Here is a 25,418-nt window from a genome sequence, read left to right as displayed (position 1 = left end):
ATAGAGATTCTTATGAATTGAACCTATCTTAGATAGTTCATACGCCGCATTGAGTGAATACTTCCGCATTGGAAGCAGGCATGTGCGTCAAACCGTTGTCAACATGATGGATGTGCTTGTCCCTTCTTCGGATCGGTATGCTTCTGCATACATCAGGTAATGTAATCCATGTTGAAGTGAAACCCCGTCTCGATCTGACTTTTTTGAGACAGCCCCCCTGCTGTAGTTACTCATAATCTTTGTTTATCTACAGGATATCGTTAAAATTTTCATATTAGCTCATAATACCATTGATTTACAATGAAAGCGCATTCTGATAAATGAAAAAATATGGGAAAGGAGGGTAGCTCAACGAAAGGGGCAACTAATAAACCATTTATTTGGGAGGTAATAAAATTTGAAGCGACTATTCGCAAGTCTATTGATCTTGGCTATGATTGCCGGGCTGGCGGTACAGCCCGGCACTGCAGTTGCAGCCACGCCGTTCCCTATTTTGAACTTCGACAATGGCGTAATTCCCTCCTATGTTACAGGCTCAAACGCTACACTGCAGATTGTAACGAATACGACAGGGTCTAAGGCGCTCAAGGTCAACTATGCGGTTGCAGACTTCCCATCGGTGAAGTTTGCGCCGACTACGCCCTGGAGTGTAGGCTCCGGCAATGCAATTGCTTTCGAACTGACGAATTCAACGAACAAGGATATTACGTTCTATCTGCGTGTGGATGACAGCGCCCAAGCCGACGGCGTGAAGGACTCCATCGTTAGTCAGGCGGTATCGAAGGCAGGGACGACAAGACAATACTTTCTGAGTCTCAGCTCCGCGGTGCTGGATTTGGGAATGCGGTTTCTGCCGCCCAATCCTGCCGGCTTGCAGATGGGTTATGCTTGGGGAGATAAGTCAATCGATCCCGCCAATGTTGTTTCTTTGCAATTTTTTCAGATGTATCCCAGCACAGCTACAGCTTTGGTCATCGATAATTTAAGAGTTATCCAGGACCCAAATTCGAATCTAAGCTACTTGAACGACATCGTTGATAAGTATGGTCAGTACACAGGGGCAAGCTGGAGCGAGAAAATTAACAGTGATCAGGATCTCTTGAACGATAAGGCAGAGGAAGCGCTTGCGCTTAACGGTTCTCAACCAATCGCCACAAGCCAATACGGAGGCTGGAAGAACGGTCCCAAGCTGCAAGCTACAGGTCGCTTCAGGGTTGCACAATATGGCGGCAAGTGGACATTGGTTGATCCTGAGGGGTACTTATTCTTCTCGACCGGTGTGGACGTGGTCCGCCTGGACGACATGCATACCTGGATCTCGGGCCGAGATGCGATGTTCAAGGATCTTCCGGCCAAGAACAGCTCACTCGGCGAGCACTTCCGATATACAACGACAGTAGGCAGTCCGCCGCTTGGGCAAACAGAGGGCTGGCTGTTCAATCACTATTCGGCCAACCTGGAACGCAAATACGGAACCGATTATATCAATAAGTGGAAGGATGTATCTGTGGCGCGCTTCAAGAACTGGGGGTTCAACTCGCTTGGCAATTGGTCGGAGCCGACGCTGTTCTTCGGCAAGGGCTCCCAGCACAAGCTGGCGTATGTAGCCAATGGCTGGACGAGTTGGGGAACCCACACTACGATTCCAAGCGGGGAGTGGGGAGGGGTTGCCGATCCGTATGATCCCCAGTTCACGGTCAGCGTGAGCGATATGGTGCAGAATCAGATTGTTGCGTATGGAGTAGCGCAGGACCCATGGCTCATCGGCATTTATGTAGATAATGAAATTCCATGGGGCAGTCCCGCTACTACACAGAGCAAATATTTGCTCATCAGCAACATATTAGCCATGAATGCAGCCGATAGCAAAAGTTATGCAAAACGTGCAATGATTGCCCATCTAAAAACCAAATACAACAACAACATTGCAACACTGAACGCCCAATGGGGAACTTCATTCGCTTCCTTCACTGCGATGGACGCACCGTTCAAGCCGGCGCAAATCTCGAACGGCATGATTCCCGACTATTCAACGATGCTGAAACTTCTGGCCCGGAAGTATTTCAGCATCGTAGATGCCGCCTTGACGCAAGCGCTGCCCAACACTTTGTATCTAGGCTCCCGGTTTGCGGAATGGGGCATTAGCAAGGAGGTTCAGGAGGCCGCCGCCGAATATGTGGATGTGGTGAGCTACAACGTCTACAAGGAATCAGTGAACGGGCATAGCTGGATGGATATCGCTGCGCTTAACAAGCCTGCCATTGTAGGCGAGTTTGCCTTTGGATCGAATGACAGAGGGATGTTCGGAACGGGTCCGAATTCGGAATCCGCCGCGTCAAGCCAGCAGGAACGAGCGGCCAAATTTACGAATTACATGAATGCGGCTTTGCAGAATCCTTATTTTGTCGGCGCGCATTGGTTCCAATATGTAGATGAGCCGCTGCTTGGCCGTCATTGGGATGGCGAAAATTACAATCTTGGATTTGTAGATGTGGCCGACGTGCCATACGCTTCTCTGGTCAATGCCGCCAAAACGGTTCACGCTCAAGCCTACGCGACGAGATTCGGCAGCACGGGGAATACGAAGATATCCTTCGAAGCCTCGGAGAATCTATCCCTGATCAGCGCCTATAACCAAGCGACTATCCAGTATGTGTCACAAGGCGCAACCGATGGTGTTCGCGCCATGAAGGTCAATGTCGGCACTCTCGATACGGTATATGCTGGAGTAGAGCTTAAGCCTGCTTCGCCGTGGAATTTAGGGGCTGCGCCCTCCGTCACGGCAGATGTGACCAACCCAACCGCATTGCCGATACAGATTCGCTGCAATGTGCTGGATAACAATGGACAGCTGAGAACGTTCTATTTTACCGTAAATGCCAATGCTTCTCGCACCATTACGATGGGCAGCTTCGGCGCTTCGCCTGCCCAAACTTCTGGGGCTGACGGCTACTGGGGGGCGGTGAATGGATTGTCAACTACTCAAATCAAGTCTATTACCTTCTATCTGTGGGAGGATGCTCCACAAAGCGGCAATTCTTTTATAATAGATCATTTGCTAATATCAAAGTAATCTTCGGAATCCCGTGAAGATTGACCAATCCTACCTTTATGATCTCTTCGATGTGTGTCGTCACTTTTGTTATTGAGAGTGGCTACATTAATTATGCTGTATTCAATCGATAACATGAAAGGGGTATTTCTTCGTCACCTGACTCAAAACCAAGAACAACGCTTGCGTAGAGCCGATTGAATTACAAGTAGAAGAAGGTCGCGATTCATATATTAATATTTATGAACGGTCATCAGCTAGTCAAGCATCGCAAGTACGATGACTAAAAAAAGCTTTTCACCTTCAAAATTTGTGCGGTTTTCCCCCTTAAGTCGTTGAGTATGTTAGACTCAACGACTTAAGTAGCTTAAAGAATAGAACAAAACACCGTCTTATATAGTATGCATCTCGGTGAAGAGTACAGACTTATAATAGATTCAAGATGCTGCTTTTCTTGTATACCTGGTGCCATTTGCATTCAGTGCTTTAGCGTAGACTGCCTGCGATATTCTCCTGGTGACAGACCGGTCGCCTTCTTGAACCATCGATTAAATGATGTTGCACTATAGTAGCCGATCTTCTCCGCGATAACACCTATAGGTAGTGACGAATCCCTCAGCATCTCCTTGGCCTTCCGAATTCGCACCTCCATAATATGCTCACTGAAGGTTACACCAGTCTTTTGTTTGATATAGTTGGACAAATAACCCGAAGATAAGTTGATTTTGCTCGCAACAGAGTCCAGCGATAAATCTTCATTGTAATGATGCTCCACATAATGAAGCACAAAATCAATGACATCGTCTTTTGCCAGCTTTCGCTCCTCGATTTTGACGCAAATATCATAAATGACACCTCTGAGATAAGCGGATAGCTCCTCGGCAGAGAGACATCCATTAATTTCGTCTCGATCCTTGAGGCGGTCTGATTGATACTGACCTTGGATAAGGAACGCCAACTCGTCACGTTTAATAACGATTCGTTCCGCCAGCTGTCTATATTGTATGGCAGGAGCTTTCTTCCTCCTTAGCTGTTCAATCAGCGTGTCTGTCAGCTCAATGACGGCGGAGGCATTCCCTTGCTCAAGATGATTGAACAGAATCTCTAGATCGCTTTCCCGATATAACGGAAAGTCGATATGAGTGGCAAGCTCCGAGATGATTTGTGTCTCTTGAATCATCATTCGTTGCCGCAGCAGTTGCTGCACCTGCCGGTACGCCTCTTCAAATTGCTGTGTGCGTTGGTATTCTCCGCTTATGCACACGGTGATCAGATAATGGTCGACATCCTGATCATATATCTGCTTCATTCGTGCAGCTGCTTCGGTCAGGAGCTGTCGCTCCTCTACATCGAAGACAACCGTCAGCACCTCATTGGCATCCATTTGGAAGGTACGAGACTTGGAGAATCGATCAGACATGAACAGGTCGATAAATTCTCTTATGAAATATGAAACCTTCTCCACTGGCTGCCCTTCCTCGTGCTCTCTTAGATTGATATGGCAAAGTACCAGAATGAAGGAACCATCGCGATGATCCAGCGGTATGGGAAATGGTGAGCTGGAGTGAATTCTTCTCATTTGATTCATAAAGCTGTAGTTGGTAAGCACGGCATCCTTGCGTTTGATTTCCGTAAATATGTGCGAGAGCTTGTCCAGGAGCAGATGAAACTCCGCCGGGCTGTTCGTCATGGATGAAGGGGGCTTCTGATTCACAACAGCTTGGATAAGCTGCAGCAAAGGCTGATTGAATCTCCGGCTCATCCATATGGCCAATATAATGCTAAGGGCTACTGCAAATATAAAAAGGGCTCCAGCAATTTGATTAAGGGAGCTGATTCGGGCTACGATACGGTTCATCGGTACTTCATGGATGTAGATAAGTCCCGTAGATGCGCCTTTATGATAAAAATAATAATGATGGTTTTGTGTAAGGTATCCTTGATTAGCATTGATATCGTTAAAGATGGAATCGTCTTCGTATTCAGCGGCTGATGTATAAAGCAAGCCGCCATGCTTGTTATATATATAGAAGTTTCCATCTGCTGATGGGTGCAGGGCATTGAACATTTTATCCGCGTCCAAGAAGCCAGCAATCAAATAATGATTGGACGGCGTGCTTAATACGACAGGTAGGAGTTCCTTCGAAGCCTGATAATAATTTTTGAATGAGGCAGCTGGGAACGTCTGGAGCAGCTGACTTGTCGACATTTGCTGGTCGAAGAAATCAAGTGTATAGTCAGGGCTGGAGAGGTACTTGGAGAAAAACTCATCAGCCCCATGGGTACCATCTTTTTCGACAACGAAAGACAAGGGGTCAAAGTATAAAGCGATATTTTCAATATTCAAGAGGGGATTGGCAGCATGGGCTCGAATGTCTGACCAGATGTTGTTAAGACGCAAATAGTCGACATTTTGTTTGTTGCCGCGCTGCAGCTGCTGATACAGCAGACTGACATCCTCATCGTAATACATGGTAAGCAATAAGTTTTTTACTATATTGAGTCGATTTTCGTAATTGGATACGGTATGCGCCAGGCTTAACTCGTGGAAGCTTACGATCTCCTGTCTTACGCTGTTGCGAAAAATGCCAAAGGATACGAGCAGAATAATAGATAGCAAGATGATGATCGTTAGAAATCCAAGAAATATTTTAGTGAAGAGACTTGACCTTTTTGTGATCATGGAGGCAACTCCTTCCTGCGATGCTATAACATCATATCTATTTTATAAGAATATCGCAATGCAGCGGTATTGACGCCTTTAAAGATTATTGTCATGTATACAGATTTATAGAACTTTGCCAATCATATGGGGAAGCGTGTCTATCCACATGCCCTGTCTGGGGACTAAGCTTAGCCTTGTGAACGACAAATACGACATGAGAAAGGGAGTTGCGCATGAACAAGAAGAGAGGTATTCATTATCTGCTGACGTTGATCCTGTTAGGAGCTGTCCTTATAGCGGGATGCAGCGGCGGGGGAACCAATGGGAATGGGAATGAAGTCGTATCAGAAGGAAATAAGCCAACCGCTTCAGAGGAGCCAGTTAAAGACAAGGAACCTGAGACGCTGCGTATGATGGTTGTCAATCATCCAGTATGGCCTTTTAACGAGAACTGGCCTGTATACCAGAACATTAAAGAGGCGACAGGCATCAGCTTTGATGCTGAAGGTGTCCCAGGAGCGGATTATGAGAACGCATTAAATCTAACTATCGCTTCAGGCGACCTGCCGGATCTTCTCTTTCTGAACAACCCTCAGCAGGCGAATCGATTCGGAGCTCAAGGCGCTTTTGTTGATGTGACGGAGCATCTGGATAAGATGCCGAATTATAAAGCGTTCTTGGAAGCGCATCCTGATATCAAGCAGTCGGTTACGTCCGCAGACGGGAAAAATTATATCATGCCGAACTACGGGCTTGGGGAACAGTTCCGGCGCGTCTGGCTTTACCGGGAGGATGTATTTGAGAAGCATGGGCTGAATGTGCCAACCAACTATGATGAACTTTATGACGTAGCTCTGGAGCTGAAAACGTTGTATCCCGAAAGCTACCCGCTGAATTTTTTTGATAATTTGACAACGGTGACGAATATCGCCCCCAATTTTGGCACAAGCGCTTATAATGGCACGTCGGAGCTTGCTTATTTTGACCACGGCTCGAAGCAATGGAAATATGGTCCTATTGAGGACAATTTCAAATCCATGTTGGAGTATTTGAGCAAGTTCTATCAGGCAGGGCTGATCCCGCCAGACTTCATGTCGCTTCAGAGAAATCAAAGCCGGGATTTGTTCGCTCAAGACAAGGGGTTCATGTCGGCGGACTTCATCGGCATTATTGACGAATATAAGGCTGCAATTCCGGATAAGCCGGAATTCCAGCTGGCCTACATGCCGCCAATAGCTGGCGGGCCAAATGGCAAGCAACAAAATCCGTTTACTGCCTTCCAGACATCAGGCTTCGCCATCGCATCGACTACAGAGAAGCTGGATGCCGTCATCCGGTACATGGACTTCATGTATTCGCCGGAAGGCATCGCGCTTGTCAGCTGGGGCAAGGAGGGCGAGTCGTTCCAGATCGTAAATGAGAAGAAAGAGTTCAAAACGGACTTCAAAGACTTTGGCGATCTGCGTATTCAGACTGGAATGGTAACCAATGGCTCTTATGCCGCCATGGATTTCGACGCATATCTGGCGCTGGCATCCGATACCTTAAACGATGCATTTGGTATGGTCGAACAATACGAGGCGATTCCACAGCCGCGTCCAGCGATGACGGAGGAGGAGCTTCAAGTGCTGGCAACGGTTGGACAGGGCATACAGAAGCACTATCAAGAGAATATAGCTCGTTTCATTATTGGCACAAGAAGCCTCTCTGAATGGGACCAATACGTGAAGGAAGCAAATGATCTAGGCGTTCCTCAAGTTGTGGAAGTGTTCAAGAATGCTCACGATCGAGCGCTTACTATGCAATAAAGCATAACTTCAAGGGGCGGACAGGAGTGAATGAAACGATGCTTGCCGCCCTTTCTGCCAGGGAGTGATAACACCTATGATGATATGGAAACGGATGAGGCAGGATAGAGTGCTGCTGCTTATGCTATTGCCCATCGTAGTGTTCTACATTTTGTTTAAATATTTGCCGATCGCAGGCATTCTGATTGCTTTTAAGGATTACAATTTATTTCGCGGCGTCATGGAGAGCAAGTGGGTTGGGTGGAAGTATTTTCATATGTTTCTGAACAATCCCGATTTTTTTGAGCTGATTCGCAATACACTGCTGCTTGGCATATACAAGCTGGCCTTCGGATTCCCGATTCCCATCCTGTTCGCCCTATTACTGAACGAGGTGCGATTCCAGGTCGTTAAACGATTTGTCCAATCTGTAAGCTATATGCCGCATTTTATATCCAATGTGGTTGTTGCCGGAATGGTCGTTATGTTTTTGTCTCCGAGTGGAGGGCCGATCAACCAACTGCTGGAAGCGATTGGGCTGGAGAAGGTTAACTTTCTCAGTATGCCGGAATGGTTCCGAACGATCTATGTGTCCTCCGAAATTTGGCAGCATATGGGGTGGGAGACGATTATTTATCTTGCGGCATTAACCGCCGTCGACCCTGGGTTGTATGAAGCGGCACGAATGGATGGAGCGAGCCGTCTTCGCCAAATGTTCCACATATCCTTGCCTGGCATTGCGCCGGCAATCGTCATCATGCTGCTGCTCAATATCGGTAACGTTCTGGAGATCGGCTTCGAGAAAGTATATTTGTTGTATACGCCTTCGACGTATTCCACGGCTGACATTATTAGTACCTATGTATATCGAGTGGGGCTCGTACAGGGCAATTATAGCTATGCCACAGCTATTGATGTGTTTACCGGATTTATCAGTTTCTTCTTTGTCTATACCGCGAATGCAGTAAGTCGAAAGTTCGGGGAAAACAGCTTATGGTAAGAGAGAGGCGGTACAGCGTGAATAAAAATATCGGATGGTCAGACGTCGTAATCCTTCTTTTCATGTTCGTAGTCGTCGTCATAACCTTATACCCTTTCTTATATATGACTGCTGTATCATTCAGCAGCCCCTCTTATATCGCAAGGGGAGAAGTATATCTGTGGCCTAAGGGCTTTACGCTGGATATGTACAGTTATGTATTCGAGGACGGGCGAATCTTGAATGGTTACCGAAACACCTTGCTGTATGTCACATTAGGTACGATGGTTTCACTGACCATAACCGCTGTGGGCGCTTACCCGTTATCCAAGCGATCGATGGTGTTCAATAGGCCAACGATGCTATTCATCATATTTACCATGTTCTTCAGCGGCGGCATGATTCCAACGTTCCTTGTTGTGAAGGAGCTTGGACTAGTCAACACGATTTGGGCAATGGTTATTCCAGGTGCGGTCTCTACGTGGAACCTCATTATTATGCGGACGTTTTTTCAAGGCTTTCCCACAGAAATTGAAGAATCCGCCAAGCTGGATGGGCTGAACGATTTTGGCGTCTTCTGGAGGATGTGCTTGCCGCTATCCAAGCCTGTGCTGGCGACTGTAGGTTTGTTCTATGCCGTGTTTATCTGGAATAATTACATGACGCCTCTCATTTATTTGCGAAATTCAGATCTATATCCGCTTCAAGTCATTCTTCGGAACATCGTGTTAGCGGGACAGATGATGAACAATGAGGGCTATTCAGGAGGAAGCTATTCCATCTCCGAGGAAGCTCTGAAGTATGCCACCATTATGGTGTCTACGCTGCCCATTCTTTGCGTCTATCCCTTCCTTCAGAAATATTTTGTTAAGGGCGCTTTAATCGGATCGGTGAAAGGTTAGGAGGAGAGTGACTGGCATGAACAGACCCAATATATTGCTCATCTATACAGATCAACAGCGATGGGATGCGCTCAGGGCCAATGGCAATTCGGAAATATTGACGCCGAATCTGGATCGGCTGGCAGCAGAAGGTGTGAATCTATCCCATTATTTTGTGCAAAATCCGATTTGCATGCCAAGCCGAATCAGCTTCCTAAGCGGCCAATACCCTTCAACGCTTGGCATTACGCATATGGCGGTGCCTGTACCAGAGGATGTCGTCACCTTGCCCAAGCTGGTGAAAAATTACGGTTATGTTACTGGAAATATCGGCAAGCTTCATTTTCTTCCTCACTCCAATCGGGATCATCGTGACATTCATCCCAGCTATGACTTTGACCACCTGGAAATTTCGGATGAGCCGGGCTGCTACGAGGACGCTTATCGGGCATGGGTGAGGGCGAAGGAGCCTGATCAACTGGAGCATCTAAGCTTGGGCCTCCCGCCTGCTGCAGAGCATTATTATCGTATTATGGGTGTGAAGGACGAAGTAACACATCCTGAGCGTGAGCCGAAGCATGCCGCAGCGTTCCCGGGGCGGGATCATCTGACGCATTCCGCCTTTGTGGCAGAGCAAACCGAGTCGTTTATGGAGCAGCATCGGGAGGATACCTGGTTATGCATTGCCGGCTTCTATTCTCCCCATACGCCATGGGTAGCGCCGCAGCGATTTTTGGACTTGTATGATCCTGAGAAGCTGTCGCTTCCTCATTATCCGCCCCATATCAATCAAATGCGAAGCGATACCCATTTCTCCGACAAGGAGCTTCGGTCCGTCAAACAGGGCTATTATGCCATGATTAGTGAAGTGGATTATTATGTCGGGAAGCTGTTGGATCGCTTAGAGGAGCTGGGTCTCTCCGACAATACGATTGTGCTCTTCACGTCCGATCACGGAGAATATTTGGGCGATCATCTCCGCTATCAGAAGGGCTATCCAGGCGAGGACTGTATCAGTCGTGTACCTTGCATCGTACGTTGGCCAAGAGGCATAGCAGAGCCTGGCCGCAAGTTCGATGGGCTCGTTGAAGCCGTAGATGTCTTGCCGACCCTGCTTGAATGTGCGGGCATTCCGATTCATCAATCATTGCAGGGCGAATCGTTCCGTAGGCTGCTGCGCAATGAGTCGTTTGAAGGCAAGGAAGAAGCGCTTATGGAGTTCCACGGCTGGAAGAATATTCGCACGAAGCATCATCGCTACGTCTGCGAGTCTGACGGGAAGGAGTCGCTGTTCGATCTTCGTATGGATCCCATGCAGTATATGAATCTGGCAGACGAACCAGAGCATAGAGAGCTGCTGCAGGAGATGCGTAAGCGAATGCTTGTCAGAACGCTGCAGGTAGAACGGCCTCTGCCTCGGACATGGGTGTATTAACTTATTACATCTCAAAAAGCCGATCATTTTTGAGTTTCGTGCCCTTAAAATAGAAGTTTACATTATCGAGATAACGGTGGTCACAACCCATGAGATGAATTTCTTTGACTTAGGAGTTCAACACAACAGAGCCATGGAAATCCATCCATGAGGGTCTGTTTACGTCGAATGGCGGTGAGTTGGGGCTCGGTATGTGGCAAAATCCGTTTGACAATGCGCTCTAACATTTGCTGCAGCAGCTCTGGATACACTTGATCGTGTTTACGACTGAGCTGAGCGGCTGAGTTAGACGTGAGTCCCAGTTCTTCTTGAAATGCCTCACAGAGCACATCGTCAGCAATATGCCGAAGTCCTTCACTGTCTTGCAATGAGATGATCCTTTTTGCGCAGGGCCAAAAATTTAGAACAAGAGCAGGTTATAGTAAAGTGATCAATCCCCAGTTCCATAAAATCGACCATTTACAAAACAACATTGTTCCGAGTGACCGTACTTTGCTTAGTTCCGATTTTTCGGTACATCGAGGGTTAGGTAAGAAGCTTATATTTGGCGGGAGAAGCATCTTAATCCAGCATATAGAAGAAGGTAATGAAAAGCGAGGCCCATCAGGAACTGAACCAGATGAGCAGCCTGGATGGACCCTGTATGACCAAGGCTAAGGTAAAGCTGAAACGGCCAAAAAGCCGGAAGCCAGCTTCCCAACCAATGCCAGGGAGCAGTCGCTAAGTTTGAGCATATTGCACCGAGGACGGAAAGACTGATAAATTTGGTTAAGGCCAGTCCTTCGACTTTGTTGGATGCAACGCTTGCCAGGAACAAAGCATACAGGGGGGCTTCAAGAGCAAGCAACAGCAAAGGCAATGCTGAATGTGCTGAAGGATTATCGCTGACCCCTATAAATAGCAGCAGGAACAAACTGCAGAGTGTCACAGGCAAGAGCAGGCGATAAATGAAATAGCCTTGTTTGCGCAAGGGAGTGACGGCATAGTAGTCCACAATGCGTTCGTCTTTTTCATCGAGCATGAGCAATCCTGCTGCAGAACCGATAAGGAGCGGAATTAATGAGAGGAGAAAGGCAGCGATATGTGAATGATAAGGCTGCAAGTCAACCCCCAGCTTCACGAAAAGCCAATTACTTAGTAAAGGCAAACCGTATCGAAATACAGCAATAATCAACAAAGAACCGATGAAAATAAGCATAAGCATGGGGTCGCGCAACCCATTTCTTAAATCCTGTCGCAGCAATGCGCTATATTTGTTCAGAGCCATGACGATCCTCCCGCTGTCTGGTATTCGCAATTAGTAAAGACAAGGTGATGATTCCGGCACCGATGATCCATAGGGTCAGAATAGCAAACGCATATCCAGTCTCGGCTGGTGCAGGTGGACGAGCAGAACCTGAGATTAGAATAAGAGAGCCATTGGATGGTAGTAGACGGTCCAATGGAATATGAGCCACGTTTAAATATTCCAGAATGGGAAGTGTAAAGGGCAGGGCAAAAAGTTGTGAACGTATCAAAAAGCCGTTGATCGAGCGACTGTTCAAGGCAGCAGCCATGCCCAACAGGGTAAAGAAAAACGATGTTAGCGTGATGCCAAGTAGGAAAGCAAAGGGAGATTTCGGCAAACCGCTAACAGGTAAATGAATAGCCAATGCAGCCAACAGAGACAAAAAGCCAAGAGATAAGCACTTGGAGGTCAGGTATTCCCAAGCCCGCAAGGGAGTTGAAAAAAGTGCATTCCAGATTCCCTGATCCCGTTCAAGCAGAAGGATACTGCCGGCAAGCAATAGCCCGAGCGCTGATGGATCGGAAAAGGTGAGCAATACAAGTACGTGCTCAGCGTAGGAATCCGGGATCGCGTGCAAAATGCCAACGTACACGGAGCAGACGATCAGATAGACCAGATAATAGCGATGCCGCCATTGATAGCAGACATCGAACCAAACCAGTCGCGATAACCTCATGGCGTTTTGCTTCCAGCAGCGGCGATAAAGATGTCTTCAAGCGATGCTTCCAACGTATGCATGGTTACGATTCGATGCGAGCGAATGAGTGACAGGTAACGCTCATTTACCCCGATACCCTCTATTGGAAAATCCTCCGTCGCTCGCTTTTCTCCAAGCTCGTATTCCACACGTACTTTTCGTTCGCCGCTCAGCAACTTTAAGTTTCGGGGCGAGTCAATAAAGCGGATTTGCCCGTCCATCATAAAAGCCACCCTGTCGCATAGCTGCTCGGCGGCTTGCATGTTATGGGTCGTAATGACAATTGTCGCTCCGGCTTGGCGTCTGGCTTCGATTAGACGTTTCAGATTGTCGACATGTACGGGGTCGAGACCAGAAGTCGGCTCGTCGAGAAACAACAGCTCCGGATTGTTTAGAACGGAACGGCAATAATTAAGCCTCATTTTCATGCCTTTGGAAAAGCTTTCTACTTTTTTGTGGGCGGCATCCTCCAGCCCGACCTGCTTCAGCAACGCAACCGGATTGGTCAGTTGATTCCGATAAAGAGAACGGAAGTGCTGCAGATTCTCAAGCGCCGTAAAGCGATTGTAGAAATGAGGGAATTCATAAGCGACGCCAATGCGTTCATAAAACGCTGCATTCGCTGAGCGAATTTCCTGGCCTAGCACTCGAGCTGAGCCGCTATATTTCTTTAGTTTCCCGATAAGAATTTGCTGCGTTGTGCTTTTTCCAGCCCCGGAAGGTCCAAGAAATCCAAAGATTTCTCCTTTCTGGATGTGAAAGTGAAGTCCATCCAGGACAGGACGTTTGGCAGCAGGATAGACATAGGCTAAATGGGTCGCCTCGATCATAACGTTCACCTCGTAGGGTTAATTAATGGTCAGTGGTCGTTAAGTATTGTGCAACCGAAGTTGCTAAATGCTCGAAAGTATCCGAAAAATTGCCAATCGCTTTTTTTTGCAGCGAAAGCAGAACCAGCGAACGAATGAGATTGGCAATCAGCGCGGGCTCCAGGTCGGCGCGCACAACGTTGCGTGATTGCCATTCTACGATAAGCGGCCCGAGCTTCTCGACGTCTCCAGCGTAGTTGCCTTCCCACTGGGAAGCGGGCACTTTGCGGATGATGGACTCAAGTTGCTCAGGCAAGAGCACTTCTTTCAAAATTGGATTGTCGATGATCAGTTCCAGAGATTGCTTTAAAAAAACGATAAACGCTTCCTTGTTCACGGGAGCGCCGTGGAGCTGCTGAAGCAGGCTGTGTTGAATGCGCTGCTCTTCTTGCTCCATTAAGGCGAAGAACAGTTCTTCTTTACTAGCATAGAAGGAATAGAAAGTCCCGGAAGCAATGCCGGAAGCTTTAGCAATATCACTGACGCTTGTTTTTTTAAATCCATACTGTGAAAACAATTCGTATCCGGCATCCAGCAATTTGTTATGAATGCTGTTCTTTTCATTGTCATCAAATTTTCTTGGCATAAAGGCACCTCTTAGTGAATGTATGAATAAAATTATAATTCATTCATTAAAATGATGCAAGCTAAAAATAATAGGAGCGGAAGTCCGCTCCTGTCTAGCCAATCAGTATATGATCTTCGGGATAGCCAATTTTAGATGAACGCTTTTTTTGGGCTAAGGCAAAAGCCAGTGTGAGGGGCCCCAGTCGCCCAGCATACATGGTAATGGTCACGATGATTTTGCCAAGCGGAGACAAATCGCTTGTGAGGCCCATGGATAATCCGGTTGTACTAAAGGCCGAGGTGGCCTCAAAGAGTACCTCCAGAAAGTGCTCCTCCAGCATGCCTTCTGAAATCGTCAGAAGAAGGGAGACCAAAAGGACTACCGCAAGGGAACTGATCACAACAGCCAATGCGCGCATGACTGTCTCGATGGCAATTTTGCGCTCGAAGGCGTGAATTTGTCCGCCGCCGCGGAACGTATTAATGGTTGCAAGTACGAGCACAAACATCGTATTGACTTTAATGCCTCCACCTGTTCCACCGGAAGCTGCACCAATGAACATTAAAATGATGATCAGGAATTGCGACGCGGCCAACATACTGCCAATGTCTATAGTATTAAACCCGGAGCTTCTGGGCGTAGCCCCCTGGAATAAGGCGGCCCATATCCGCTCCCCGGCAGACAAGGAGCCGAAGGTTGCGGGGTTCCAGCTTTCCAACAGGTAGATCAAGCAGAAGCCCGCGGCAAACAAAATACCGGAACCAAGCAAGACAACTTTGGCATGCAGGGATAATTTGCGCCATGAACGTTTGCGAAAAACATCCACGACGACAATATAGCCAAGCCCCCCGATAATAAACAGCAGGATGACGGTGATGTTGACTACAGGGTCGCCAACAAATGGAGATAAACTGTCCGACCATAAAGCGAAGCCCGCATTGTTAAACGCCGAAATGGAATGAAAGAGCGCATAAAAAGCAGCTTGACCCCAACCCATATCTGCTTGCCAATGCAGGGTGAGTACCAATGTCGCCAATGCCTCAAATGCAAATGCGATAAGCACCATAAAGATCGACAATTTGACCAAGCCTTGCGATGATGTCGAGTGCGTGGCCTGCTGAATGATCAGCCTTTGGCGAAGGCCGATCCTTTTGCCGATCATGATAGCCACCATTACGCCGACGGTCATAAAGCCAAGGCCGCCGACCTGAATGAGCATCATAATGACGATTTGCCCGAAGGTAGAGAACACACTTCCCGTATCCACGACAACCAGGCCATTGACACAAATGGCGGAGGTTGCCGTAAAGAGGGCATTCAGCAGGCCGATCGATTGGCCGGATGATGATGAATAGGGGAGCATTAGAAGCAAAGCGCCTACCCAGATCAAGCAAAAAAAGATCATCAAGATGAGTTGGGGAGGGCTTGTTCGTGTTTTCAGCCGATTTACGATGGCGACAAGCATAGTGAAAAGAGAACGGCTATGCATACGATCTTCATTTCTGTTCATAGTCTTCTTCCAAGTCTCGAATATCCGCGTTACTGCCGATTATCACCAGAATATCTCCCGTGTTAATTTCATCCTCTGCCTTTGGTGAAATATTGATATGAACTCCCTTTTTGATCGCCATAATGGTACATCCGTATTTGGCCCGAATATTTAATTGTTGAAGAGTCTGTTCATTCATAGCAGGTGGGGCCTTCAGTTCGACCAAATTGTGAACGGGAGACAACTCAATGTAGTCAATCAGATTATCGGAGCTTAATTGATTTCCAAGGCGAGCAGCCATGTCTCGTTCTGGATACACAATATGATCTGCCCCTACTTTGATTAGAACTTGCCCATGCATTTCGTTTTTAGCTTTGGCCGTTATTTTCGGTATATGCAATTCTTTAAGCAACAAGGTTGCCAATATGCTCGCCTGCAGATCTTCTCCGATAGCAACAATCGCATGGGTAAAGTTTCGTGCGCCCAGTTCTTTCAGTACTCCTTCATCTGTACAATCTGCTTGCACAGCATGAGTCGCTACGCCGGATATGTCTTGTACGAGCTGCTCATCCTTATCAACGGCGAGTACTTCGTGACCATTCTGAATCAAAGTGTGCACCAAGCTAGACCCAAATCGGCCCAGGCCAATCACTATAAACTGTTTTTTCATGCATAGCACATCCTTTCCTTATGTCTATCTATCCCGACCCTCTTGAAAGGCGATAATATGAATATCGATTTCTCCAATTTTCTTTAATAGTTCATTGACAATGGAGCCATTCCAAATCTCTTGCCATCGTGTCATACCGGGGTGCCCGATGATTAATTGTGTGATTTGAATTTGCTCAGCCGTATCGGCAATCACATCGGAGACCTTGTGATTGCCACGAGTTTTGGTCATAAACGTGGCATGGCATTCTTCGGATATCGTTTTCCAATGGAGAATGCGCTCACTTTTGTCTTGGCTAATCTGGTTATTCTCTTGTTCAGTCTGTACATGCAGTACGAACAATGGGCATTGATAAAGGGCAGCTAATCGGCCTCCTCGCCGGATCAGCCGTTCTCCGTTTGGCCCGTGGTACACACATACCATAATTTTCTCACTGCTTAACATGGGCTATACTCCTTTGCTGAAACTTGAAAGTAACAGAATGATTGCTGTGAAACGACAAAAAAGCTTGGAGCAGAGAAATTCTGCTGCCAAGCTTCGGATTGCTATGTCAGGACAAACCAAAGACGCATTCATGATCTCTCTCATGACGCCTACGAGGTTAGCTGTCGGATTCGGGTCTGAGAGTCCCCGTTCTTTCTGCAAAAGAAAGAATTCACCCCTGAAGCGATTATGCTTCGTTGGTTCCCCCGCTCCTCAAAAGAGGATTAAGCGATGAATATACAATTGTTGTAACTTATCATAAAGCAGTTAATTTCAAAAGTAAACAGCTGATCCGGGAAATCAATCATGGGTTGCTTGCATAGTTATGGTTGAATGTAGTGGTATTTTCAGGCAATAATACGAAGATAGAGCAAAGACGTTTCAATTTCTTTTGAGTGGGCAATGGAAAGGGGATCATTCGTTATGTTTTTCATAAGTTCAGATTTGCCCCACTTGAATCAGATTGGCGGTCTTGGATTTATGACTTATAGTTTATAGTGAGCTGGTAGTGGTCGTATTATCTATGTTATGCGCGCCTTGGCAGTCATGGTTATTTCCGTGAGTGTGGTGATTGCAGGATTTTAAAGAGGTTCTTTTCGAAGTCACTTCGGCATTGAGAACGGACAGACATACGGTTCTGACGCAGACGCCACTTCCAATGAAACGGGACCTGATTTAAGACACCTGAGGAAGCACTTGCCATACAGAAGAATAGACCTGCGGGTGGTCGTGATATCCCGCTACATGATGTTGATGGGAAAACCATAATTGGTGTCTTTCATATTGGCTGATTATAATGGCAATAAAACAGTTCAACATCTTTAACCTAACGGAGAACGTTAGTTGGATGACAACAGCGGCAGTCTAAGGCTTTATTTATCAAATCTTGGTCTGCCGCTCTTTCATTAATTGATCAGTCTAAAACTTATTTTTTAAAAGCTGACGATTCATCAATTCAAAAACCGCGCTAAATCAACGACATCAGTCTAACACATTATTTTTACCGAACAACACTTGCATTTGCATTGTCGCAAAAACACAGTCGGGAGAAATTCCGGTATCCCGAGGAGAAAGTTCTGATTGTCTAGAGAGGCCTCCTATTTCTAACATCCTGAACCAAGATTAAAATCAGGGAAATGTTTAAGACCGGAGAGCGATCGGCAAGGTAACTAGTCATTCCTCCCAATTATGTTTGCTTCCGACAAGTCCATAAAAGAACAATTTATTGAGGTCCCCCGTCATCTTTTGCAGGTGCGGAAAGGCCTCTTCTTTTTGCATATAATCCTTGAACATTTGAATGAACACAAGGATTGATTCATTAGATAGGCCGGGATCGACATACCCTTGCTGTTTTCCCTCTTCAATTAGCGTCATCAGCCCCGGCATGATTTTTTCCTGCATCATCTTTTCCAGGTAAGGGACGCCGGTCGCGTACTTTTTCATGAAATGGGTAAAGGTATCGGGGTGCACATTATTGGCGGAATCGATCTTGGCAAACATCACGCTTTTGATCTTTTCGATAAAAGGCATGTCGTTGGTCAGCATTTTTTCATACTCCGACCAGATCTGATCGAGATAAAATACGAGCATTTCTTCAACAAGATTATGTTTGCTTCCGAAATAGTTGTAAATCGTCACTTGCGATACGTTGGCTTTGCTTGCTATTTCTGCAATGGACACTTTCTGGATGCCGTAGGTCAAAAACAGATCAACGGCACTTCGCAAGATGTCCTTTTTTTTCTGGTCTCTACGTTTCTGGTATCCGTCCATTTCATCCACCTCTCTGTAAATAGTTTAACTTAAGTTATGAAATATAACAATTAACCAAGTTCAAAACATGTTGTAAAATGAATCGCCATCATATAATATGAAATATATGAATAACTATATTTCAAAACATTAACGGAAGGGTGAGACCATGTCTTTGTTGCGAGTCAGGAACTTAACCAAGAAGTTTGGTGCATCGACAGCGCTGGACGGTGTGAATCTGGAAGTGAGCAGCGGGGAAATCTTTGGATTCATTGGCCCTAATGGCGCGGGTAAATCGACGACGATTCGTGTGCTTCTTGGTATATTGCGAGCCACCTCCGGAGAGGCTCAATTGTTTGGCAAGGATGTATGGAAAGATGCGGTTGAGATTCACAAGCGTCTCGCTTACGTGCCTGGCGACGTCAATCTATGGCCCAATTTGACCGGTGGCGAGGTCATAGATTTGTTTGTTAAATTGCGCGGAGGGAGCGATAAAAGCAAACGAGAAGAGCTTATTCAACGATTCGACCTGGACCCGACAAAAAAGTGTCGAACCTATTCCAAAGGTAACCGGCAGAAGGTGGCGCTTATCGCTGCATTTTCTGCTGATGCGGATTTGTATATTTTGGATGAACCTACCTCCGGGCTGGACCCCTTGATGGAGAATGTATTTCAGGATTGTGTGATGGCAGTCAAAGAGCAAGGGAAAAGCGTACTCCTGTCCAGCCATATTTTGTCTGAAGTGGAGCGCCTGTGCGATAAGGTCGGGATTATCCGGCAGGGGAAAATCATTGAAAGCGGGACATTGCGTGAATTGCGTCACTTAACCCGTACACACGTTAAGGTGGAGACAAAGCAGGCTATTCCTTCCATTGAGCGGTTTAAGGGTATCTATGAGCTGGAAGAGAAAGGCGAAGAGTTGTCATTCCAAATGGATACTGAAGAGATGGACAACGTCATTCGGCATCTTAGCCAGTTCGGCATTGTGAAGCTGGAATGCTCGCCGGCTAAGCTCGAAGACTTGTTTATTCGGCATTATGAAGGAACTGGAGGGGGCGTTCGGTGATGGACAATCCGTTATGGGCAAGAACGGGCCGATTGATCGGATTTATCGCGAGGCTTGACCGAATTCGCATTCCGTTATGGATGATCGGCATTGTGTTTTTCACCTTCATTGTACCGCCAGCCTTGTCCGAAATGTACGGTTCACAGCAAGATAGGGATGTTATGGCATTGACAATGGCCAACCCTGCCATGCTGGCGATGCTTGGGCCCGGTGATCTGGAGAACTATACAGTCGGGGCCATGACCGCACACCAGATGCTGCTTTTGACAGCTCTTGTAGTCGGACTCATGGCTATTCTGCTCGTGGCGCGTCATACGAGGGGAGATGAGGAAGAGGGGCGTCTGGAGCTGATCCGATCGCTCCCGGTTGGCCGTCTTTCTTGGCTGAACGCGACACTGATTGTACAAATTGGCGTTTTTACGCTGCTCGCGATGGTTACAGGATTCGGTCTGTCGATGCTCGGAGTCGAAAGTATGGACTTGGAAGGTTCGTTGTTGTATGGGGTTGTCCTTGGCGCGACCGGTCTGGTATTCACGGGCGTAGCAGTACTGTTTGCCCAGCTTTCGGACAGCTCCCGCGGGACATTCGGCTATTCCATTACCGTACTCATGATCTCCTACTTGGTGCGTGCACTGGGCGACGTCGGCAATGAAACATTGTCATGGCTGTCTCCTCTTGGATGGGTGACAAAGACAGGCGTCTATTCGACTAATCATTGGGGGCCTGTCGGTCTGATGGCTGCACTGGCTCTGCTTCTTTTTATCGCGGCCATCGGTTTGAATGCCATTCGGGACCTGGACAAGGGCTTTATGCCGACAAGGTCGGGCAGAACTCACGCCTCTCGTTTTCTGCAAAGCCCAATTGGTCTTGTGTTTCGACTGCAGCGCACTGCGATGTTTTCATGGGCTATCGGAATTTACGTCCTCGGTGCATCGTACGGTTCGATTCTGGGCGATCTGGAAACATTCCTTGGAAACAACGAAATATTGGGTCAACTAATGGGAGAGATTGAAGGTGTGACGTTAACGGATCAATTCATTGCGATGCTCATGACAGTCATGACGCTTGCAGCAACGATTCCGCCGATGTTAGCTGTACACAGGTTCCGAAGCGAAGAGAAGAAGGGGCTAATCGAACCGCTGCTCGGCAGAGCGGTATCCCGTTCCCGACTGCTTGGAGGTTATTTGGTCGCTGCGGTTCTAAACGGCTTCATGATGTTTTCACTTGCTGCGCTTGGCCTATGGTCAGCCGGGAACGCTTCGATGGAGAACGGCTTAAGCTTCAGCACGATTTACGGAGCGGCGTTGGCCTATTATCCAGCCATGCTTGTCATGATTGGCATCTCGATCTTATTCGCAGGCTGTTTCCCGAAGTTGACCAATCTGAACTGGTTGTATCTGATTTATTCGTTTGTTGTCTTGTACATGGGAGGACTGTTGCAGCTGCCAGAGTGGACGAAACGGATTACTCCCTATGGTTATGTGCCGCGCGCACCTCTTGACGAAGTGGCGTTCCTGCCGCTATTCGTTCTTGGCGCAATCGCTATTGCGTTAATTGTGGCAGGCTTTGTCGGGTTCAGAAGACGAGATATTGAGGCGCCGTAGCCCCAGAGCCAAACAAGTTAATCGTCAACCATCCGCACTTTGTTACAAGGTGAGGATGGTTGACGATTATTCAGCTATGATCTCATATATAAACCGCCGTGTACTCGTTGTTATAAATGTGTTGGAATAGTTTGCAAACATTAAACGCTCTTCCTTTGTATGCTCGCATGGCAAATAGATATGCGACAATCAGTATCCTTGGGCACCACGCGAGCGCAACCCCAGTAACATTTCCGAAAGGTTGCCGACATAGGTGCGCTTAGGGCTTCCACAATTGAAGTCACGGGCTGGTTTTCAGTAAAAACATGGATGACTGACGGCATAGATTCCGTGGGTACAAACGCCGAGTTAATAAATAGAAGGGAAATAAAAGTGCCTGCATCATCCACTGATTTTGCCGACAGTCCGGCAATCGCCGTGATCCATGTCAAGGCCATTGAAAAGAGCGCGAGTATATCGGCCACAGCCTATGACAGTATTCCCGCCGTCCAGCGAAAGCTTATCACGATCGCTACGAGAATGATTGTGGTACGAGCAATCGGCATAGAGTTGAATCGCTCGAAGGACGGGAACGGTTGTTTCAGATCTGAGAGAGTGTCACTTACGATAATTCTACCTTCATGCAATATGGAAATTCGGTGTGCTAGGTATTCAGCTAACTCCAGATACTGCGTGGTCAGGAATACCCTCATGCCGCCTTCGGCAAGCGCTTTGGCCGTCTCCATGCGCCGTTCGGGTCAAGCACGGTGGTCGGTTCATCAAGGAAGATAATCTTCGGTTTTCCGATAAGTCTCATTGCGATGTCTAGCTTGCGGCTCATATCGCCCAAATAATTGGAAACTCTACGGTCGGCAGGAAAATTATGCGGATTTGTTAGTATAGGGTTTTCCGGAGGAGGTTTTGTGATTCAAAAATTTGCGCATTTGTATCCTGATAGAGTCCAGGCCATTGTTGCTGCTGCTAGTCATGTTGGTCGATAACCCAGAAGCATTCTGTTCGTTTTTTAATCGCTTGCTTCCTAGTTTCATTTATATGGGGGCGCCTGCAACAAGAACCATAGGTGTCAGTTGGCCTATCACTTTTTATAAGCAGAGAGGCTTTCGAAAAGGCCGACAGAAACGATTAACAGGAATATGCGCTTTATATCTTGAATTATAGAGAGTTTGCCACTTTCTTTCCAATTCTGGTCTTGATTTTTGCTAGCAAGGAACGCGTTCCAAAGTTGAAGTTATCCATAGCTCTCTTGATCTAATCCATCTGTGCCAGCCTTTAAAGTTTTACGCTGTTGTCCGAGATTTTTTAGTTTGTCATGGGGATCATTAACTTGGTCTTCTGTAGCTATGTGAAAATGGGTATTTATGGACATTACGCATGTCTTCATTTATGCCGATCACGGCAAGGTTATTGACGATAGGAGACCGTATTTTAAGAGTTGATAAGTCTGGTTTCTTTTGTGAAATTTTGTGTAGTGACCTGCAAGAAAAATATTAATGCCCTGCGAATCTTCGGTCATATTGCCGAAGTGCTGTGGGGCTGTTTGTTTAACAAACATAATATTGGTTATCAGGTACCCGATCTGACCCTCAAAATGAAAGGGTTAGTAGAAGGCCTCGTTTCTACTGGCCATATCGCTACCTAAATTCGGTTTGAGGGGATGATCGCTTGAAAACGGATTTATTGAGGTACAGTATGCAAATTGCATTGCTCAGGCAATTGCTGACACTATCCTTGATAAATGAACAAGAATTCGATTTGCTCAAAAAACGAACCATGCGTGATTATGGCATCTATTCAGATCTTACTTCTGGATAAGCCCGCACATTAGTTCTTTTTTAGCTGATATTAAAAATCTCAAAATTACACCTTTGTTGAATTCGCCTGAATTTATTACGCTAATAGCGTAGAGAACAACTCAGGGGAGGAAACGGAAATGTCATTTTCAGTTGAGGTTATAAAAGCGAATCGTAAACTGTCAGATCGTACCGGAGGGCAACGTGAAATCCTGAGAGTGGCTCCTTATGCACGTGTAAGCACGGACACTGAGGAGCAACTCAACAGCTATAAGTCACAGGTTTCCTATTACAAAGAGTTAGTTGGTCAGCGAAGCGACTGGTTACTGGCTGATATTTATGCGGATGAAGCCATCACTGGTACTCAGGTAAAAAAGCGTGATGGTTTTCAGAGATTGATTAACGATTGCCTGAATGGGGAAATTGACATGGTTATTACCAAGTCCATTTCAAGATTTGCCCGAAACACGGTAGATACCCTTAAATATGTCCGTATGCTCAAGGAGAAAAATGTGGCCGTGTTTTTTGAGAAAGAGAACATTAACACCTTGACGATGGACGGTGAGTTATTATTAACCATTCTAAGTTCGGTAGCACAGCAAGAGGTTGAGAATATCTCATCGATTGTAAAAATGGGCTTGAAGATGAAAATGCAACGCGGCGAGCTTGTTGGTTTCCAAAGCTGTCTCGGCTATGACTATGATCTCATAACCAAGCGGATTTCAGTTAATGAAGAAGAAGCCGAGGTTGTTCGATACATTTTTGATCGTTACATTGCTGGTGTTGGAGCCTCAGTAATCGCCAAAGAGTTAACGAAGCTCCCTCATAAAACGAAGCGCGGGAACTTGGAATGGGGAGATACAGCAGTGCTAGGTATCATTAAGAATGAGAAATACAAAGGTGATCTCCTTCAAGGCAAAACCTTTACGCTCGATCCAATATCCAAGCGCAGATTGGATAATCATGGTGAAGAGGATCAATATTACATCAAGAATCATCATGAGCCAATCGTAAGCGAGGAAATTTTTGAGAAAGCCCAAGATATTTTGAACAGACGGGGAAAGCCGCGTGGGAAACTCGAGAAAGGCGGAAAACGCGAAAAGTTCAGTCGGAAGTTCACGTTCAGTTGTAAGCTTGAATGCGGATTTTGTGGGAAAAACTACTCTCGGAGAAGCTGGAATAGCAGAACCACCTACGCAAAAGTCATATGGCAATGTGTCTCTTTCTCGAAAAAAGGAAAGAAATATTGTCCTCATAGCAAAGGGGTTGAGGAAAAAATAATTGAGGGCGCATTTGTCGAAACGTACAATCGGGTCTGCGGCAATCATAAGGATGTGCTGGATGAGCTTCTGTTAAGGATGGAGTCAGTGCTTGGTGAGCAGCAGCATCACAAGCAGTTAAGCAAAGTTAAGCACGAAATCCAGGCACTTGAACAAAAGCGTTCAAATCTGATTGATCTCCATCTGGATGAAAAAGTTGATCGCTCCACTTACGAACGCAAATATGATGAACTGGAGTCCACGTTAACAAAATTAATTGAAGTGAGAGAACAACTGGAGGCATCGGCTCAAGAAGAAATCGACGTTGATAAAAAATTGCAGCAATTTCGTAACGTGCTTCAAAGCAATACCGTTCTTTCTGAATTCGATCGAAGTGTTTTCGAAAGTGTCGTTGAAAAGGTTGTAATGGGTGAAGAACAGGATGACGATAGCGTAGAGCCGTATCAATTAACCTTTGTATTTAAAACCGGCTTAAAGCGAAGTATTCAAGGCAAGAACGGAATGAAAATCCCAAAAAAGGTAGGAGCAGCAGATAGGAGTGATGCATGTCCCCATTTCCCAGACAACACATGTGGAGGCAGTGGTGTCCATACATCGAATCAATAAATAAAGGGACGCCTAAGATTTTTGCTTTACAAACATCGATTAGCTGGCTGACCTCCTAATAAGGTCGACTTTGATCACTTAAAGATGAAGTTGATTGATTATCATAATAATGATAAAATATTGTTTAGGAGGTGGGGGCATTGCCGCATATTAGACCTGTATCCGACTTGCGAAATAATTTCGCCGAAATATCAAAGATTGTTCACGAAACTCTTGAACCGGTATTTCTTACGAAAAACGGACATGGGGATATGGTTGTTATGAGTATTGAGCAGTATGAAAATATACAGTACAACAACGAGATTTTTGCAAAGCTGAAAGAGGCTGAAATCGAAGCAAATAACTCAGATGTTCGTTTTAGCCACGATGAAGTGTTTAAGCAATTAAGACAACGTTTACGTAAGGAAGAAAAGGGATGACTATATTAAACTGGAGGCCTTGCCTCCAGTTTGTTTGATTT

At 46.4% G+C, this 25,418-nt stretch carries 18 protein-coding genes, 2 pseudogenes and 1 riboswitch; of the genes and pseudogenes, 9 read left to right on the top strand and 11 right to left on the bottom strand.

Translation table 11 applies throughout. The features are described 5' to 3' along the window. Positions 1-397 precede the first annotated feature (397 nt). Positions 398-3,073: a hypothetical protein gene (locus B1748_RS16085; RefSeq protein WP_087568949.1), complete on the top strand. Its 2,676-nt coding sequence runs from the start codon at positions 398-400 to the stop codon at positions 3,071-3,073. Between the two features lie 457 nt (positions 3,074-3,530). Here the strand turns inward: B1748_RS16085 and B1748_RS16080 are convergent, their stop codons facing one another. Further along, positions 3,531-5,735: a helix-turn-helix domain-containing protein gene (locus B1748_RS16080; RefSeq protein ID WP_087568948.1), complete on the bottom strand. Its 2,205-nt coding sequence runs from the start codon at positions 5,733-5,735 to the stop codon at positions 3,531-3,533. Positions 5,736-5,950: 215 nt separating this feature from the next. On the opposite strand from B1748_RS16080, the gene B1748_RS16075 reads away from it, so the two are divergent. From B1748_RS16075 to B1748_RS16060, 4 genes are all read left to right on the top strand, one after another. Then, positions 5,951-7,525, top strand: coding sequence for an extracellular solute-binding protein (locus tag B1748_RS16075; RefSeq protein ID WP_087568947.1), 1,575 nt, complete (start codon positions 5,951-5,953; stop codon positions 7,523-7,525). Positions 7,526-7,604: 79 nt separating this feature from the next. Beyond that, complete coding sequence (locus B1748_RS16070; RefSeq protein ID WP_087569051.1) at positions 7,605-8,504, top strand: ABC transporter permease; 900 nt, start codon at positions 7,605-7,607, stop codon at positions 8,502-8,504. 17 nt (positions 8,505-8,521) lie between these two features. Then, positions 8,522-9,385 carry a carbohydrate ABC transporter permease gene (locus B1748_RS16065; RefSeq protein ID WP_373271278.1) on the top strand — a complete coding sequence of 288 codons (864 nt, stop codon included), beginning with the start codon at positions 8,522-8,524 and terminating at the stop codon, positions 9,383-9,385. A 16-nt stretch (positions 9,386-9,401) separates the two neighbouring features. Further along, on the top strand, positions 9,402-10,799 hold the full coding sequence (locus B1748_RS16060) for a sulfatase family protein (RefSeq protein WP_087568946.1): 1,398 nt from the start codon (positions 9,402-9,404) through the stop codon (positions 10,797-10,799). Between the two features lie 538 nt (positions 10,800-11,337). Here the strand turns inward: B1748_RS16060 and B1748_RS16055 are convergent. From B1748_RS16055 to B1748_RS16020, 8 genes are all read right to left on the bottom strand, one after another. Beyond that, a complete protein-coding gene (locus B1748_RS16055) occupies positions 11,338-12,066 on the bottom strand; it encodes a hypothetical protein (protein WP_143810308.1) in 729 nt (242 codons plus the stop codon). Next, positions 12,047-12,763 carry a fluoroquinolone export ABC transporter permease subunit gene (locus B1748_RS16050; protein WP_087568944.1) on the bottom strand — a complete coding sequence of 239 codons (717 nt, stop codon included), beginning with the start codon at positions 12,761-12,763 and terminating at the stop codon, positions 12,047-12,049. The genes B1748_RS16055 and B1748_RS16050 overlap by 20 nt, the downstream gene beginning before the upstream one ends. Further along, positions 12,760-13,614 (bottom strand): ABC transporter ATP-binding protein, encoded by an 855-nt coding sequence (locus B1748_RS16045; protein WP_087568943.1) that lies wholly within the window; start codon positions 13,612-13,614, stop codon positions 12,760-12,762. The genes B1748_RS16050 and B1748_RS16045 overlap by 4 nt, the downstream gene beginning before the upstream one ends. Before the next feature lie 22 nt (positions 13,615-13,636). Further along, the gene (locus tag B1748_RS16040; protein ID WP_087568942.1) at positions 13,637-14,239 is read right to left on the bottom strand and encodes a TetR/AcrR family transcriptional regulator; all 603 of its coding nucleotides are present in this window, start codon (positions 14,237-14,239) and stop codon (positions 13,637-13,639) included. 94 nt (positions 14,240-14,333) lie between these two features. Then, complete coding sequence (locus B1748_RS16035; protein ID WP_087569049.1) at positions 14,334-15,686, bottom strand: TrkH family potassium uptake protein; 1,353 nt, start codon at positions 15,684-15,686, stop codon at positions 14,334-14,336. A 31-nt stretch (positions 15,687-15,717) separates the two neighbouring features. Beyond that, a complete protein-coding gene (locus tag B1748_RS16030; RefSeq protein ID WP_087568941.1) occupies positions 15,718-16,380 on the bottom strand; it encodes a potassium channel family protein in 663 nt (220 codons plus the stop codon). A gap of 24 nt (positions 16,381-16,404) precedes the next feature. Then, the gene (locus B1748_RS16025) at positions 16,405-16,824 is read right to left on the bottom strand and encodes a universal stress protein (RefSeq protein ID WP_087568940.1); all 420 of its coding nucleotides are present in this window, start codon (positions 16,822-16,824) and stop codon (positions 16,405-16,407) included. Positions 16,825-16,954: 130 nt separating this feature from the next. Continuing rightward, positions 16,955-17,104: riboswitch (cyclic di-AMP (ydaO/yuaA leader) on the bottom strand. A 932-nt stretch (positions 17,105-18,036) separates the two neighbouring features. Then, complete coding sequence (locus B1748_RS16020) at positions 18,037-18,633, bottom strand: TetR/AcrR family transcriptional regulator (RefSeq protein ID WP_087568939.1); 597 nt, start codon at positions 18,631-18,633, stop codon at positions 18,037-18,039. Positions 18,634-18,781: 148 nt separating this feature from the next. Here B1748_RS16020 and B1748_RS16015 point away from each other — a divergent pair, with 148 nt between their 5' ends. Together B1748_RS16015 and B1748_RS16010 are read left to right on the top strand one after the other, a co-directional pair. After that, complete coding sequence (locus B1748_RS16015) at positions 18,782-19,678, top strand: ABC transporter ATP-binding protein (protein WP_087568938.1); 897 nt, start codon at positions 18,782-18,784, stop codon at positions 19,676-19,678. Then, positions 19,678-21,282, top strand: coding sequence for an ABC transporter permease (locus B1748_RS16010; RefSeq protein WP_087568937.1), 1,605 nt, complete (start codon positions 19,678-19,680; stop codon positions 21,280-21,282). Before B1748_RS16015 ends, B1748_RS16010 begins: the two co-directional genes overlap by 1 nt. Positions 21,283-21,430: 148 nt before the next feature. Here the strand turns inward: B1748_RS16010 and B1748_RS38045 are convergent. After that, a pseudogene (locus tag B1748_RS38045) lies at positions 21,431-21,842 on the bottom strand (ABC transporter permease); the annotation flags it as partial. Positions 21,843-21,848: 6 nt separating this feature from the next. Then, positions 21,849-22,135 (bottom strand): annotated as a pseudogene (locus tag B1748_RS37530) (P-loop NTPase family protein); the annotation flags it as partial. A gap of 1,077 nt (positions 22,136-23,212) precedes the next feature. On the opposite strand from B1748_RS37530, the gene B1748_RS15990 reads away from it, so the two are divergent. Both B1748_RS15990 and B1748_RS15985 read left to right on the top strand, forming a co-directional pair. Continuing rightward, a complete protein-coding gene (locus tag B1748_RS15990; RefSeq protein WP_087568933.1) occupies positions 23,213-24,958 on the top strand; it encodes a recombinase family protein in 1,746 nt (581 codons plus the stop codon). Between the two features lie 140 nt (positions 24,959-25,098). Beyond that, positions 25,099-25,377, top strand: coding sequence for a type II toxin-antitoxin system Phd/YefM family antitoxin (locus B1748_RS15985; RefSeq protein ID WP_087568932.1), 279 nt, complete (start codon positions 25,099-25,101; stop codon positions 25,375-25,377). Positions 25,378-25,418: the final 41 nt, after the last annotated feature.

The sequence above is a fragment of the Paenibacillus sp. MY03 genome, from assembly GCF_002165585.1.
Classification (GTDB): Bacteria; Bacillota; Bacilli; order Paenibacillales; family Paenibacillaceae; genus Pristimantibacillus; species Pristimantibacillus agaridevorans.
The sequence above is the reverse complement of the archived record's forward strand: the minus strand, read 5'-3'. Positions and strand labels throughout refer to the sequence as shown.